Genomic DNA, 14,608 nt, shown 5'->3' with positions numbered 1-14,608 from the left:
TCCGCCCTGACCAGCACGAAAGGACACACCTCGTGGCCGAAGAGCTCGTCTCGCCCATCCGCCAGGGAGCGCACGACATCGCGCTCGACCGGGAGCGGATGCGCCGCCGGCGGGTCTACCGGTTCGCGACGTTCGCGCTGCTGATCGAGGCCTACGTCATCACCGCCGCCGTCACCGGCCGCTCGATCCTGCCGCCGCTGCCGCAGATCGACCCGTTCCTGCTCACGATCGTCGCGTTCTTCGCGCTCATGCTCCTCATGGTGGTCGCGACGCAGATGGGGTCGGCGCGCTCGCCGCACCTGGTGTACCGGCCGGAGCAGGTGGACGTGCGGCTCGACGACGTGGTCGGCATCGACCCCGTCAAGGAGGACGTGCGCCGGTCCATCGACCTGTTCCAGACGCACCGCCGGTTCGCGGACCAGATGGGCGGCTCCCCGCGCCGCGGGCTGCTGTTCGAGGGCCTGCCCGGCACCGGCAAGACGATGACGGCCAAGGCGATGGCCGCCGAGGCGGGCGTGCCGTTCCTGTTCGTCTCGGCGACGTCCTTCCAGTCGATGTACTACGGCGCGACGGCCAAGCGGATCCGCTCCTACTTCAAGGCGCTGCGCAAGGCGGCCCGTGCCGAGGGGGGTGCGATCGGGTTCATCGAGGAGATCGACGCGATCGCCATGGCCCGCGGCGGCATGACGTCCGGCATGACGGCGTCGCCGATGTCGGGGTTCCACCGCGGCGTGGTGCGCAACCAGGTGGTCTCCGAGGGCACGGGCGGCGTGGTCAACGAGCTGCTGGTGCAGATGCAGTCGTTCGACGAGCCCACCGGCGCGGACAAGATGTACAACCGCCTGGTCGCCCGCCTCAACCTGTTCCTGCCCGCGCAGCGACAGATCAAGCAGCGCCGGCCGGGCCGCGCGCCCATCCTGCTGATCGCGGCGACCAACCGCGCCGACTCCCTGGACCCGGCGCTGCTGCGACCCGGCCGGTTCGACCGGCACCTGACCTTCTCGACGCCGGACGCGCTCGGCCGCCGCGAGCTGGTGGACCACTTCCTGACCAGGCGTGCGCACGACGCGGACCTCGACGACCCCGTGATGCGCGACCGGGTGGCGGCGGCCACCAACGGGTGGACGCCCGTCATGATCGAGCACCTGCTCGACGAGGCGCTCGTGAACGCGCTGCGCCGCGGCTCGCTGCAGATGTCGTTCCACGACGTGGAGCAGGCCCGCATCACCGAGATGGTCGGCATCGGCCAGCCCGTGCGCTACACCGCCGCCGAGCAGGAGCTCATCGCGACGCACGAGGCGGGGCACGCCACCGTCGCGTGGCTCGTGGCACCCAACCGCACGCTCGAGGTGCTGACGATCGTGCGCCGCGGCAGCGCCCTGGGCCTGCTGGCGCACGGCGAGTGCGAAGAGGTGTGGACGCACTCGCAGTACGACCTGCAGGCACTGGTGCAGATCGCCATGGGTGGCTGGGTGGCCGAGGAGCTCTTCTTCGGGCAGACCTCCACCGGGCCGGCCTCGGACCTCGCCGCCGCGACGAAGACCGCCGCGCAGATGGTGGGGGCCGCGGGCATGACGGGCTCGCTCATCTCGTTCGCGGCGACGCCGCACGACCTGGTCTCCGCGGTGCTGAGCGACAGCAGCGCGCGCGAGCAGCTGGAGACCGTGCTCGACGACGCGCGCAGCCACGTCCGCCGGCTCCTGAGCCGCAACCGGCACCTCGTCGAGGCGCTGCGCGACGCGCTCCTGGAGCGCTACGAGCTGATCGGCACGGAGATCACCGACGTGCTGGAGGCTGCCGCGCAGGCCCCGGCCCCCGCGCCCGTGACGCCGCCGACCGGCACGCCGGTGGCGAAGGTGCTGCACGTCGCCTGAGCGCGGGCATCGGCCCTGACGTCAGCGCCGATGCGCCGGACGGCGGCAGGGTCGCCCATGCGCCGGACGGCGCCAGGGTCGCCCGTAACGCGTACGGTGACCGGGTGCCCGAAGGTCATACCGTCCACCGCATCGCGCTCCAGGTGGGAGCTGACCTCGTCGGGCCGCCCCTGGCGGTGAGCTCCCCGCAGGGCCGGTTCGCCGCCGGCGCGGCTCGCCTCGACGGGCAGCGGATGCTCGAGGTGCATGCGGTCGGCAAGCAGCTGTTCTGCACGTTCGAGTCCGGCGACGTGCTGCGCGTCCACCTGGGGCTGTACGGCGCGTGGGACTTCTACGGTCGCATCACGCCGATCGTGGACGGGCAGGCAGCGGTGGGCAGCATGGGGGCCCCGCGGCTGCGCCGCGTGCTGCGCATGGGCGAGGACGAGCGGGAGGCGCCGGCCGACGAGGGCGGCCTGCTGGCCCACTTCCCACCCGACCCCGTGGGTCAGGTGCGCGTGCGGCTCGCGTCCGCCGAGTCGGTGGCCGACCTGCGCGGCCCGTCGGCGTGCGAGGTGCTCGACCCCCAGGAGGTGCAGGCGGTCGTCGACCGGCTCGGGCCGGACCCCGCCAGCACGGAGGACCTGGAGGCCGCCGGTGCGGTGGTCGTCGATCGGATCACCACGCGGGGAGTGGCGGTCGGGCAGCTGCTCATGGACCAGTCGGTGGTGGCCGGCATCGGCAACATCTACCGCGCCGAGCTGCTGTTCCGCGCGCGCCTGGACCCGCGCACGCCCGGTCGTGCGGTCCCGGGCGACGTGGTGCGCGCGCTGTGGCGCGACTGGGCGACGCTGCTCGCGGACGGCATCCGGGACGGAGCGATCCTCACCCGCGAGGACCTGGACGCCGAGGGGCGGGCCGCGGCGCTCGCGGACACCGCCCTGCGGCACTGGGTCTACGGCCGGGCCGGGCTGCCGTGCCGCGTGTGCGGGACACCCGTGGTGGTCGAGGACATGGCGGCCCGCAAGCTGTACTTCTGCCCGCACTGCCAGCGCTGACGCCAGCTAGGGCTCCAGAAGGGCTCGCCATGCCCTGTGGTGCTCCACGGCGACACCCTCGTACCCCGCCGTGTCGGCGAACGCGGCATCGACCAGCGCGGCCTCGCGCTCGAGCACGACGGGCCCCTCGTCGTAGAACGTGAAGCGCGCACCACCCGCGACCTCCGGGGTGTCGGTCTCGACCCCGATGGTGAAGGGGACCGTGCTGCGCCGCGCGGCCGGCGTGGCGAGAGCGACGATCCCGTCCGGCCCGGCGGCGTGGTCGCTGAACGCCACCACCACGATCCGGTCGGCACGCTCCAGCGCGGCGTCGAGCACGGTGCCGTGCCCCCAGGGCTCGGACGCGAGCCACCACGGGCAGTCGATGCCGACGGGGCACTCGGGAGCGTCGGCGCGAACCGCGTCGAGGACCGCCAGCCACCGGCGGATCGCCCCGTCCCGGTCCGACTGCCAGGCGGGCAGCGCCCACGGCTCGACGTCGAGCTGGATCTGCGTGGCGCCGGCCGCGCGTGCGGCTCGCGACCACTGCACGGCTAGCCGCGGAGCCGTTAACCACCCGGGGTCGCCGCCCAGTGCGGCCGCCGAGACCCCGGCGCCGTCGAGCGCGCGCAGCGCGGCCGTGAACCACTGGCCCACCGGTCCCTCGTCGGCCGCCCAGGGGGCCGACAGCATCACGCGCGTCAGATCGTGCGCACGCGTGAACGCCACGAGCTCGTCGGGCGCCGCGGGCGCGTACCCCCGCCCGCGGGCATCCTGCGACGCCGGGACGGGGTTGTCCCACGCCCACATCGCGGTGATGCTCACCCGCGCTCGCCCACGTCGAGCGGCACGGCCAGCGTGTTCTCCGCCTGCGCGAGCGGGCAGGCCCAGGCCGGGTCGTACGCGCACGAGGGGTTGTAGGCGAAGTTGAGGTCGACGACGAGGCCGTCGTCGGTCGCGCCCAGGTTCGCGCCCTTGATGGTGTCGATGAGGTACCGCCCGCCGCCGTACGTGCCGCGCCCGGCGAGGGCGTCCTTGACCGGGACGAACAGGCCGCCGCCGTACGAGCGCAGCGCCCACACGGCCAGCTGACCGAGCCCGGGCAGCTCGAGCCGACCCACCCGCTCGAAGGGCACGACGCCGTCGGTGCCGGTCGGCACGTCCATCCGACGAGGCTCGGTGGGCAGCACCGGCACGACGAACCGCAGCGCGGGGTCGTAGGGCGCGACGTCGAGCCCCGTGAACGACGAGCGGTCCAGCACCGGCGACGCCGGGTGGGTGGCGAACAGGTCGTCGCGCGCGGCCACCCAGCCCCGGTGGGCCGCGGCCGGGTCGTCGGCTGCGCGGACGTCGGCGTAGATGCGCGCCACGCGCATGCGCCAGTCAGCCACGGCCAGCGCGAAGTCGAGCGAGCTCAGGTCGAAGGTGTCCACGCCGGTCACGCTACGCAGGGGCCGCGCCGTCCGCCGGTCGGGAGCCGGACGGGCGCCGGAAGGACGCCGGACGGCGCCCCTCGGCGTTCATCCGGGTGTGACCTGGAGCACACGGCGCGTTGGTGGACATTCCGCGCGATGCGTCCGTACCGTCGAAGACATCCCCGGAGGCGCCAGTCCAGGCGCACCTCGGCGGACTGGCGCCACCGACGCCGTCGCAACGGCAGAGGTGGGCCCTGGTGGCCCGTCTTCGACGCACGTGACGGGGGCCATCATGACCACCACGTTCGACCGACTCCTCTTCGAACCACGCCGCACCGACGAGCCACGGGCCCGGCCGGCACGCTCGCGCGAGACCGAGATCGCGCAGAGCCCGTCGATGGTGCTCCTGGTGCTGCTCGCCAGCGCGGGGATCGTGGTCTACGCGCTCTTCCTGCTCAACCCCGCCAACCGCGGCGACTGGCTGCCCTACGTCATGGTGATCGCCGCCGAGACCGTGCTGGTGGTGCATGCGCTGCTGGCCATGTGGACGGTTCTGGCCTCGGGCTACAACCCCCGCGGCTTCACCTTCCACCACGCGCAGGACCGGCTGTACGGCCTGGAGGAGATCCTCCAGCGGCACACCGAAGCGAGCCCGCAGGACTGGACGATGTCGTTGGACGGACGCTCCGTCAGCATCGACGTGTTCATCACCACGTACGGCGAGGACCTGGACACCATCCGCCGCACGGTCACCGCCGCGGTCGCCATGCAGGGGCGGCACCAGACCTGGGTGCTCGACGACGGCCGGTCCGACGACGTGCGTGCACTGGCCGGCGAGCTGGGGGCCAGGTACGTCCGCCGCCTGTCGACGAACGGCGCGAAGGCGGGCAACCTCAACCACGCGCTGTCGCTGACCAACGGCGAGCTCTTCGTCGTCTTCGACGCCGACTTCGTGCCGCGCCCCGAGTTCCTGCACGAGACGGTGCCGTTCTTCGCGGCGGACGACGTCGCGTTCGTGCAGACCCCGCAGGCGTACGGCAACCTGCACACGGTCGTGAGCAAGGGCGCGGGCTACATGCAGGCGGTCTTCTACCGCTTCATCCAGCCGGGCCGGAACCGGTTCAACGCCGCGTTCTGCGTGGGCACCAACGTGATCTTCCGACGCGCAGCGATCGAGGACGTGGGCGGCATCTACTCCGACTCCAAGTCGGAGGACGTGTGGACCTCGCTCATGCTGCACGAGAACGGCTGGCGCACCATCTACATCCCGCAGACGCTCGCGGTGGGCGACACCCCCGAGACCGTCGAGGCCTACACCAAGCAGCAGCTGCGGTGGGCGACGGGCGGCTTCGAGATCATGCTCACCCACAACCCGATGTCGCGCCGGCGCCGGCTCACGGTGGACCAGCGGCTGCAGTACACGGTGACCGCCACGTTCTACCTCACGGGGATCGCACCGCTGCTGCTCATCCTGGTGCCGCCGCTGCAGATCTACCTCAACCTCACGCCCATGAACCTGACGATCACGCCGGCCACGTGGTTGCTCTACTACGCCGGCTTCTACGTGATGCAGGTGCTGGTCGCCTTCTACACGCTGGGCTCGTTCCGCTGGCAGACGCTGCTCATGGCCGCGGTGTCGTTCCCCATCTACGTGCGCGCTCTCCTCAACGCGATCTTCCGGCGGGAGCAGGCGTGGCACGTCACGGGGGCGAAGGGGGACTACCGGTCGCCGTTCGCGTTCATCCAGCCGCAGGTGCTGGTCTTCGTCTTCCTGGCCCTCACCACGGTGGTGGGCGTGTGGAAGGACCTCAGCAACGGCTACCCCAGCCTGGCCCTCGCCTGGAACGCGACGAACACCGTGATCCTGGGCGGCTTCGTGGTAACCGCGTGGCGTGAGGGACGAGCAGCACGGCGCAGCCTGCGCGCGTCGCGCGGAACGCGCGCGGCGATCGAGACGACCGGAGGTGCAGCATGACGTGCAGTGGAAGGTTCCGGCTGCTGGTCGGGCTCGTGCTGGTGCTGGTGGTCGCGGCGCTGGCCACGTACCGGCTCAACGAGAGCCGCGGGGTCGCGACCAGCGACTCCGCGCAGATCCTCGGCAAGACCTACGACGTCGGCACGCCTTACGCGGGCCTGGTGGTGAACCAGGCGGTGGAGGTGGGGGACGAGGTGCGTGCGGGTCAGACCCTGTTCGTCATCGACTCGGCCCGCCTGCACGAGCCCGGCGCCGCGAAGCTCACGCCCGAGACGACGCACCTGGACGACGAGGGGCGCCTGGTGGTCACCGCGACCGGGCCGGGCCTGGTGACGGCCGTGACGGCGACGCAGGGCACCTTCGTCGACCCGGCGGCCGACCTGGCCACCGTGCAGCGACAGGGCACGCTCTACGTCCAGGCGGAGTACACGCTGTCCCCCAAGGAGTACGCCCGGGTGCCCGACCGCGCACCCGTGACCGTGGTGCTGCCCAACCAGACGAGCGTCGACGGGCACGTGGACCGCGTCCAGGTGGAGACGGTCGACGGCAAGGCGCAGGCCGTGGTGACGGTGGTGAGCGACGGGCTGGTGCAGGGCGACCAGGCCGGGCTGGTCTCGGCCGGGACGCCGGTGGTGGCGCGGCTGCACCTGCGCAACGACGGGGTGGTCACCACGGTCTCGGACGCCGTGAAGGGCTATCTCGACGGGGTGGTCGGATGACGGCGCGCCGCTGGCTGGTGGCCGGGAGCGTGGCGGCGGTGATCGGCGTGACGGGTGCGCTCGTGGCCGTCGCGTCCCCCTGGTCGGGACCCGGGGAGACGTCCGGGCCGACGGGCGCGCCGTCGGTGGCCCTCGCCGCGCCGCCCACGGTCGACAGAGCGGCGCTCGTCGCCTCCGTGCCGCACCGGTCGGTCGCGAAGGTGGAGCCGGTCCGGCTCGCCGAGGGCCTGGTGCCGCCCACCAACCGCTGGTACTCGGGACTGGTGTTCGGCGACGAGCCGCAGCCGGTGTTCGCCGAGCCGCTCTCATTCGGGCTCACCGCGGACGGATTCACGCTGGGGCTCCCGGCCCCGACCGTGAGCGCCCAGACGATCGCCGGGCCGCACGTGCCGGCGCTCACCGTGAGCGTCGGCGCCGCCTCGGCGCGGATCAGCGCCGCCGACCCGGTGAGCGCCACCATCGAGCTGCTCGACGCGTCGGGGAAGGTGCTCGGCCGGGTGGTGATCGCCGAGGGCTCGCCGTTCGTCTCGTTCACCGCGGCCCGAGACGTGAGCGTGCGCACGCAGGGTCCGCTCGCGGCGACGCCCGAGGGCCCGGCCACCGCGGCCGGGGAGCGCTGGGCCCTCGTCGGCCCGGCGTACCGGGACGGCGTCACCGCGGTGGCCGACGGCGAGAGCGTGTCCTGGTACGCGCTGCCCGACGCTCCCACCGCGGCGGCCGCCGAGACGCTCGCGCGCGCCGCGGCGCACCCGGTGACCGGCGTGGACGTCGGCTACGCCGTGGACGCCGACGCCGCCACCACCAGGCTCACCTACCGGACGGCCGACCGGGCCGAGACGGCTCACGTGCTGATGCCGCACCACACGGCCGGTGCGGGCTGCGATCTGGGGACCTACCCCAGCACCTACGGCGACCTGCGCCTGTGTGCCGGCTCGACGCTGGTCTCCTCGGTGCCCGTGCAGCATCCCGCGGGTGCGTTCGACCTCGGGGATCTGGATGCCGACCGCCGCTCGACGCTCGTGGCCGCGGTGAAGCACGACGTGGCGTCCACGCCCGCGTTCCCGTCGGACACGTACTTCGGCGGCAAGGCGCTGCTGAGGGCCGCGACGCTGATCTCGTTGGGCGACGACCTCGGCGTCGACATCTCGGCCCTGCGCGCCACGACCGTCGCGGCGCTGCGCGAGTGGGGGCAGCCCGACGGCTGCGAGCTGCGCGACGCCCGGTGCGTGGTCTACGACGAGAAGGCCCGCTCGGCCATCGGACTGACGGCGTCGTTCGGCTCCGACGAGCTCAACGACCACCACTTCCACTACGGCTACCTCCTGGCGGCCGCGGGGATGCTGGCCGCGGACGACAAGGCGCTCGCGAAGGACCTCGCGGACGTGATGAACCTCTTGGCGCAGGACATCGCCGCGGCGGTGCCGTCCGACCAGCTGCCGCAGCTGCGCTCGTTCGACCCGTACGCGGGGCACTCGTGGGCGTCCGGCACCTCTCCCTTCGCCGACGGCAACAACCAGGAGTCGAGCTCGGAGGCCGTGAACGCGTGGAACGGGCTCGGGCTGTGGGCGGCCGCGTCCGGCCAGAAGGCCCTGGGTACGCAGGCCACGTGGCTGCTGTCGACCGAGGCGGCCACGGCCCGCGCGTACTGGACCGCCCCCGCGCTCCCCGCGGGCTTCGCGCACCAGGTGGTGGCGCTCAACTGGGGCGGCAAGCGGGACTGGGCCACCTGGTTCAGCCCGGAGCCGAGCGCGATGCTGGGCATTCAGCTGCTGCCGCTCGGACCCGCACAGCTGTCCCTGAGCCGGGGGGTCGACGCCGAGCGCATCCGAGCCTCGGTGCGGGAGGCGGCACCGAACGGGTACGACGTGATGTTCGGGGGCGACCTGCTGGGCTACCTGGCGCTCGCCGGTCCCGACGACGCGTCCTCCGCCTGGACGGAGCTCGAGTCGCTCCCCGCGTCGGCGATCGACGACGGGACGTCCCGCGCGGCGCTGCTGGCGTTCGTCGCGGCGGCTGGTTCGTCGTCGCCGCCCTCCGGGTGACGCAGCAGCTCGCGCACGGTGTGCACCAGGAGCACCAGGAGGGCCGCGTTCCGGGCGGCGAGCACCAGCGTGACGAGCCACTGGCCGGTGATGACCCCGTCGTACCCCCACGGGAACACGAGCTGCGTGAGCCCGGCGGTCGCGCCGACCAGCAGGGCGCTCGTCCGCCACCGCGGCAGGCGGAGCGCGAGCGCCACGGCGACGGGAGGGGCCAGCCAGCCGATGTACTGCGGCGAGCCCACCTTGTTGAACGCGATCAGCACCACGCACATCAGCAGTGCGCCGCGCACCAGCATCTCGGCACCCACGCGCGGCTCCCGCCACAGGCGGGCGTCGAGGTCGGATCGCCGCCACCACAGGAAGAGCGCGGCGGCCGCGAGGGCGACGAAGAACAGGACCCCGATGGTGTCCGCCGCGGCCTGCGTGCCCGGCCCGGCGAGCTCCCAGGACACGATGGGCTCGTTGAACCGAGGCGTGACCGCACCACCCCAGAGGCTGGCGAGGAGCCAGGGGGTCGCGCCGACCGCCTCGATCTGCAGCCCGCGCTGGTCCTGCTGGGTGAGGAACGACGTGAGGTGCGGCAGCCCGCCCGCGGCGGCGGTCACCCCGACGACCAGCGCGCTCACCGCGGCGGCCGGGGCCACGACGTCGCGCCACGGTCGGCGCGCCGCGAGGAACAGCGGTGCGAGGAGCGCACCCGGCGCCACCTTGATCCACGCCGCGGCGGTCAGCAACGCCGAGGACAGCCACGGGTGCCGCAGCCCCAGGACGAGGGCGACCACGACCACGGGGGCGACCGCGGCATCGAGCCGACCCAGCGCGACGGGACCCAGGAGCGCGAGGAACGCGACCCACCACCACGCGCCGGCGGTGGTGGCCCGTCGGCTCGTGCCCAGCCCGGCCCACGTGGGCGTGTGCAGGAGCGCGAGCACGGCGACGGCGTCGAGCGCCGCGACGCTCATGCACCACGCGGTGGCGTAGCCGGACGTGCCCACCGTGCCGCCCGCGGCGGCGACCAGCATCGGCAGCAACGCACCCGGTGGGTACACCCAGGCGGCGTCGATGCCCTGCCAGAAGCCCTCGTGCAGCCCCTGCCACATCCAGAACCGGTACAGGTCCAGGTCCCAGAACGCGCGCGCGGGCACGATCACCACGCCCAGCAGCCAGAGCCAGCCGTGGACGAGCACGAACGCCACCCAGAGGGCGGGCTGGGAGCTCAGCAGGCGGCGCAGTGGGTCCTCCGTCGACAGGGGTCGCTCAGCGGCCCGGGCGGGAGGATCAGGCTAGTCGGTGCGCCTGTGGGGGCTGCCCGTCGATCTGGCGGCGGCGGTCAGAACGGAGCGGCCGGCGGAGCGACGGCGCCCGCCTGCGCGCCCGCGACCGGCGGGATCGGCATGCCCTCGAAGCCGAGCACGCGTTCGGCGGTCTCCTGCTCGTCGGCCTCGGCGCGCGGGGCGGTCGCCTTCACCGGATCCAGCTCGCCGCGGTCCTCGATCACGTGGTCGGGGAAGGGAGCGACGTCGGGCGTGTCGTCGTCGGACGTTGTCATGTCAGATCGCCTCCAGACTCGCAGCATGCGGATGCGTCCAACATGGCACCGCGGCGCGCGTCCCGCTACTTCTTGGCGGTCGCCTTGGCGCTGGCCTTCGGCGTCGCCTTCGCCGAGGCCTGCGCGGCGATCTCCTCGAGCGGCTTGCAGTCTGCAGGCGCCACGAGCGGCTTGTCGGGATCCAGTGCGACCTCGTCGAGCGACTGGAGGTCCTGGAAGTCCGAGCCCAGCGTCAGGTCGACGCTCGCGTCCTTGCGCGCGTCCTGCTTGAGCTCCGCGCCGGGGATGTGCGCCAGGAGCGTGTAGGCGGCGGCCACGCCCTTGATGCCGAAGTTGATGCGCGCCACGCCCTGGTACTGGACCGGGGCGTTGGTCACCACGAGCACCTTGAACCCGCGGTCCTTGACCTCGTCGCCCGTCCTGCCGGCCAGGCCCGCGGTCGAGGTGCCGTTGTAGACGTTCACCTTGACCTTGCTGTACTTCACCGGCTTGGCGCCCTCGGGCGGGCAGGGGAAGTTGCCGAACGTGGGCGTCGGCGTGGGCTCGGCCGCGAACTGCTTGTCGAGGAAGGGCAGGTCGACGCTGTCGGTGTAGAGGGCGGCAGCGCCCAGCCCGACGACGGCCAGGCCCGCGAGGAGCACGCCGAAGACGACGGCCTGCCGCTCGTGCATGCGCCTGCGGCGCAGCTGGCGCGCGCGGTCGGGATCGAGGCTCACTCGATCACCAGCACGCGCGCATGGAGGATGGCGCGCTGCTGCAGCGCGGCGCGCACGGCGCGGTGCAGGCCGTCCTCGAGGTACATGACGCCCTTGTACTGGACGACGTGCGCGAACAGGTCGCCGTAGAACGTCGAGTCGTCGGCGAGCAGCGAGACCAGGTCGAGGGTGCGCTTGGTGGTCACGAGCTCGTCGAGGCGCACCTGGCGCGGCGGCACGTCGGCCCACTGCTTGGCCGTCTCGAGGCCGTGGTCCGGATAGGGCCTGCCCTCGCCCACCGACTTGAAGATCACGGGGTGAGTCTAGGTGGTCGCAGGACCGGCCGGGATCAGGTGCGGTAGAGCGCCGTGATGGGGCACGAGAACAGGTCGCGGTCCGGTCGTCCCACCGTGTTGAGGTGGCGGACGATCATCGCGTACGACTTCGGCAACGACACCGCCAGGTAGGGGATGTCGTTCTTCTCGCAGTACGCCTTGACGATCGGCTGCACGCGGCGCAGCGTCACGCGCGGCATCGACGGGAAGAGGTGGTGCTCGACCTGGTGGTTGAGGCCGCCCATGAGCACGTCCACCCACCGGCCGCCACGGATGTTGCGGCTGGTCAGCACCTGGCGGCGCAGGAAGTCGACGCGCGCGTCCTTGGGCAGCAGCGGCATGCCCTTGTGGTTGGGCGCGAACGAGGCGCCCATGTAGAAGCCGAACAGGCCCAGCTGGATCGCGAAGAACACCAAGCCCTTGACCGGGGACATCACGGAGAAGACGAGGGCGATACCGCCCAGCAGGCGCACGGCGATCATGGTCGCCTCCACCGCGCGGTGCTCGAGCGGCTCCTTGGACACGAGCCGCTTGATCGCGGACAAGTGCAGGTCGAGGCCTTCGAGCAGCAGCAGGGGGAAGAAGAACCAGCCCTGGTGGTTCAGGTACCAACGGCCGAGGGGCGAGGTGCGCGCCGCGGCGCGCTCGGGCGTGAGGGACAGCGCCTCGAGCTCGATGTCCGGGTCGGCGCCGATCTGGTTCGGCTTGGCGTGGTGGCGCGTGTGCTTGTGCTGCCACCAGCCGTAGGACAGGCCGACGAACAGGTCCGCCAGCACCAGCGAGGTCCAGGTGTTGGCCTTGCCGGACTTCCAGATCTGCCGGTGCGCGGCGTCATGCCCGAGGAACGCGATCTGCGTGAGGATGACGGCCGCGCCGGCGGCGACGAGCAGCTGCCACCAGGAGTCGCCCACCAGCACGATCGTGGTGACGAGCGCCGCCATGGCGACCACGGCGCCGGCGATCCGCGCGGTGTAGTGCCCGGGGCGGCGGCGCATGAGGCCGGCGGCCTGGACCGCCTTGGTGAGTTCGGTGAAGTCGCTGACTGCTCGATCGCGAGGCCGCGTGGGGGTGGTGGTCGACATGGCATCCGTCCTGTGTGTCCGGCGGTGGGCATGGGGGCGGGGCGATACCGACGTATCGGCGTCAAGGGTCCGACGATCCACCGGGGTAACGACCGACGGCGGCGATGAGTTCCCGGGTGCAGCAAGGCCCCCGACCGGAACCCGGTCGGGGGCCTTGCTCAGCTGATCGCGAGGATCAGAGGGGCGAGACGTTCGACGCCTGCGGACCCTTGGGGCCCTGCGTGGTCTCGAACTCGACCTTCTGGTTCTCCTCGAGCGTGCGGTAGCCGCTGGAGGTGATCGCGGAGTAGTGCACGAAGACGTCGGTCCCGCCGTCCTCGGGCGCGATGAAGCCGAAGCCCTTCTCGGCGTTGAACCACTTCACGGTGCCGGTGGCCATGTCGTTCTCTTCTCTGTCGTACGGTCGGACAACCCTCGGCAACTGGCCGAGGACCGGTGATCACGGTGGTCGTCGTCCGTCCCGAGCGAGCTCGAGAACGTGGTGCCACGCCCACCCTGGGGCATGCGCGGCGGTCATGACAAGCGATGCACTGCGACTACGGTGCCCTACGGTACGGCACAACCGGGTCGAAAGTCTCCCCTTTGGTGTCAACGAATCCGCACGCTGGGACGTGTCATCAGGTATGACGGTCCTCATGGCGGAGCCAGGCCCACAGGCGCAGGCCGCTGGCGCGCCTGTCCCGCCGTCCTCGACCATCCCCGCGCGGGCGGGCCCGGCCCCGGACCGCGACGCCGAGTTCTCCGCCTTCGCGCTGTCCGCGCAGGCGGAGCTGGGCCGCACCGCCTGGCTCCTGACGGGCGACGTGCACGCCGCCGCGGAGCTGGTGCAGACCGCCCTGGTCCGCACCTACACGGCATGGCCGCGCGCCCGGGAGGGAGACCCGCTCGCGTACGCCCGCCGCACCCTGGCCAACGCGCGGATCGACACCTGGCGCCGGCGTCGCCGGGAGGTGCTCGCCGCCCCCGACGAGCTGCCGCAGCGGGCCGGGGCCGACGAGGGCGCCGTCGTCGAGCAACGCGACGAGCTGGTGCGCGCGCTCGCCGCGCTCAGCCCGCAGCAACGGCGGGTCGTGGTGCTGCGCTACCTCGTCGGGCTGTCCGAGCGGGAGGTCGCCGACGACCTCGGGGTCTCCGCCGGGACCGTCAAGACACAGGCCTCGCGCGGGCTGCACAAGCTGCGCGCCTCCCTCGGGGAGCTCTCGTGACCGGGCCCGTGGACGACGACGCCTGGGTGGCCGGCCTGCGGGACCGCGTCGGCGAGGTCGCGCCGGACGTGCCGGTCGACGTCGCGGGCGCGGTCCGCCGCGGCCGCCGTCGTCACGCCGCGCGCACCCTGGCCGTGCGAGGCGTGATGCTGACCGCCGCGTGCGCCCTGGCCGTCGCGGTGGTGCCCCGCGCGCTGGGCGCGTTGGGGGAGTCGTCCGCCGACTCGGCGGGGTCGGTGGCCGTGGGGGCCCCCGCAGCGGACAGCGCGAGCGCGGGCGCACGGCCCGCGCGTGCGCTCGCGCCGGCGGAGCTGGCGGCCGAGCTCGCGGACGGCTCGCTGGCGTCCGACCCGGTGCTGGTGATTCAGCCCGACGTGCCCGACCCGGCCGCGCTGCTGGCCGCCATCGGGCGCGTGGAGCCCAGCGACCGGTTCACGCCGTCGCCCGTCGCCGTCAGCCCCGCGCAGTGGCCCGCCGCGACGGCGGGGTGCCTGGACGAGGCGGGGTGGGCGGTGACCCTCACGTCGGGTGCGTGGGAGGTGGAGGTGCCGGGCGGGCAGGCACGCGCCTTCCTCGTCGACCTCGCCGGGTGCGTGGCCCGCTACCCGCTGCGCTGACCCAGCCGCCGTCGTCTCGTCGCGAATCGCTACTTCCTCGCCGATACGCCCCAGTCATGTAGCGGATCGGCGAGGCAGTAGCGA

The 14,608-nt window shown here is 72.9% G+C and carries 14 protein-coding genes and 1 pseudogene; 7 read left to right on the top strand and 8 right to left on the bottom strand.

Going from position 1 to position 14,608, the window contains the following annotated elements; all coding sequences use genetic code 11:
* Nucleotides 1–32: 32 nt before the first annotated feature.
* Both QRT05_RS00655 and QRT05_RS00650 read left to right on the top strand, forming a co-directional pair.
* Nucleotides 33–1,874: an AAA family ATPase gene (locus QRT05_RS00655; RefSeq protein ID WP_289444225.1), complete on the top strand. Its 1,842-nt coding sequence runs from the start codon at nucleotides 33–35 to the stop codon at nucleotides 1,872–1,874.
* Nucleotides 1,875–1,978: 104 nt separating this feature from the next.
* The gene (locus QRT05_RS00650; protein ID WP_289444223.1) at nucleotides 1,979–2,911 is read left to right on the top strand and encodes an Fpg/Nei family DNA glycosylase; all 933 of its coding nucleotides are present in this window, start codon (nucleotides 1,979–1,981) and stop codon (nucleotides 2,909–2,911) included.
* A 6-nt stretch (nucleotides 2,912–2,917) separates the two neighbouring features.
* Here the strand turns inward: QRT05_RS00650 and QRT05_RS00645 are convergent, their stop codons facing one another.
* Both QRT05_RS00645 and QRT05_RS00640 read right to left on the bottom strand, forming a co-directional pair.
* Complete coding sequence (locus QRT05_RS00645) at nucleotides 2,918–3,715, bottom strand: hypothetical protein (protein ID WP_289444222.1); 798 nt, start codon at nucleotides 3,713–3,715, stop codon at nucleotides 2,918–2,920.
* Complete coding sequence (locus tag QRT05_RS00640) at nucleotides 3,712–4,266, bottom strand: DUF1684 domain-containing protein (RefSeq protein ID WP_289446081.1); 555 nt, start codon at nucleotides 4,264–4,266, stop codon at nucleotides 3,712–3,714. The genes QRT05_RS00645 and QRT05_RS00640 overlap by 4 nt, the downstream gene beginning before the upstream one ends.
* Before the next feature lie 331 nt (nucleotides 4,267–4,597).
* Here QRT05_RS00640 and QRT05_RS00635 point away from each other — a divergent pair, with 331 nt between their 5' ends.
* The 3 genes from QRT05_RS00635 to QRT05_RS00625 are packed head-to-tail and all read left to right on the top strand — an operon-like array spanning nucleotide 4,598 to nucleotide 9,041.
* Complete coding sequence (locus QRT05_RS00635) at nucleotides 4,598–6,280, top strand: glycosyltransferase (protein WP_289444221.1); 1,683 nt, start codon at nucleotides 4,598–4,600, stop codon at nucleotides 6,278–6,280.
* Complete coding sequence (locus tag QRT05_RS00630) at nucleotides 6,277–6,999, top strand: HlyD family efflux transporter periplasmic adaptor subunit (RefSeq protein WP_289444220.1); 723 nt, start codon at nucleotides 6,277–6,279, stop codon at nucleotides 6,997–6,999. The genes QRT05_RS00635 and QRT05_RS00630 overlap by 4 nt, the downstream gene beginning before the upstream one ends.
* Complete coding sequence (locus tag QRT05_RS00625; protein WP_289444219.1) at nucleotides 6,996–9,041, top strand: glycosyl hydrolase; 2,046 nt, start codon at nucleotides 6,996–6,998, stop codon at nucleotides 9,039–9,041. Before QRT05_RS00630 ends, QRT05_RS00625 begins: the two co-directional genes overlap by 4 nt.
* A 386-nt stretch (nucleotides 9,042–9,427) precedes the next feature.
* Here QRT05_RS00625 and QRT05_RS00620 read toward each other — a convergent pair.
* From QRT05_RS00620 to cspE, 6 genes and pseudogenes are all read right to left on the bottom strand, one after another.
* Nucleotides 9,428–10,063: pseudogene (locus QRT05_RS00620) on the bottom strand (glycosyltransferase 87 family protein); the annotation flags it as partial.
* Nucleotides 10,064–10,371: 308 nt separating this feature from the next.
* Complete coding sequence (locus QRT05_RS00615; RefSeq protein WP_289444218.1) at nucleotides 10,372–10,590, bottom strand: hypothetical protein; 219 nt, start codon at nucleotides 10,588–10,590, stop codon at nucleotides 10,372–10,374.
* A 65-nt stretch (nucleotides 10,591–10,655) separates the two neighbouring features.
* Nucleotides 10,656–11,306, bottom strand: a complete 651-nt coding sequence (locus QRT05_RS00610; RefSeq protein WP_289444216.1) for a LytR C-terminal domain-containing protein — start codon at nucleotides 11,304–11,306, stop codon at nucleotides 10,656–10,658.
* Nucleotides 11,303–11,599: a type II toxin-antitoxin system VapB family antitoxin gene (locus QRT05_RS00605; protein ID WP_289444215.1), complete on the bottom strand. Its 297-nt coding sequence runs from the start codon at nucleotides 11,597–11,599 to the stop codon at nucleotides 11,303–11,305. Before QRT05_RS00605 ends, QRT05_RS00610 begins: the two co-directional genes overlap by 4 nt.
* Before the next feature lie 35 nt (nucleotides 11,600–11,634).
* Nucleotides 11,635–12,702, bottom strand: a complete 1,068-nt coding sequence (locus QRT05_RS00600) for a fatty acid desaturase family protein (RefSeq protein WP_289444214.1) — start codon at nucleotides 12,700–12,702, stop codon at nucleotides 11,635–11,637.
* Nucleotides 12,703–12,877: 175 nt separating this feature from the next.
* On the bottom strand, nucleotides 12,878–13,081 hold the full coding sequence (gene cspE, locus QRT05_RS00595; protein WP_118767966.1) for a transcription antiterminator/RNA stability regulator CspE: 204 nt from the start codon (nucleotides 13,079–13,081) through the stop codon (nucleotides 12,878–12,880).
* 256 nt (nucleotides 13,082–13,337) lie between these two features.
* Here cspE and QRT05_RS00590 point away from each other — a divergent pair, with 256 nt between their 5' ends.
* Nucleotides 13,338–13,907: a SigE family RNA polymerase sigma factor gene (locus QRT05_RS00590; RefSeq protein ID WP_289444210.1), complete on the top strand. Its 570-nt coding sequence runs from the start codon at nucleotides 13,338–13,340 to the stop codon at nucleotides 13,905–13,907.
* The gene (locus QRT05_RS00585; RefSeq protein ID WP_289444208.1) at nucleotides 13,904–14,524 is read left to right on the top strand and encodes a hypothetical protein; all 621 of its coding nucleotides are present in this window, start codon (nucleotides 13,904–13,906) and stop codon (nucleotides 14,522–14,524) included. The genes QRT05_RS00590 and QRT05_RS00585 overlap by 4 nt, the downstream gene beginning before the upstream one ends.
* The last annotated feature ends 84 nt before the right edge of the window (nucleotides 14,525–14,608 follow it).

The organism is Cellulomonas edaphi (assembly GCF_030362815.1).
GTDB lineage: Bacteria > Actinomycetota > Actinomycetes > Actinomycetales > Cellulomonadaceae > Cellulomonas > Cellulomonas edaphi.
This window is presented reverse-complemented; position numbering and strand designations above follow the sequence as displayed.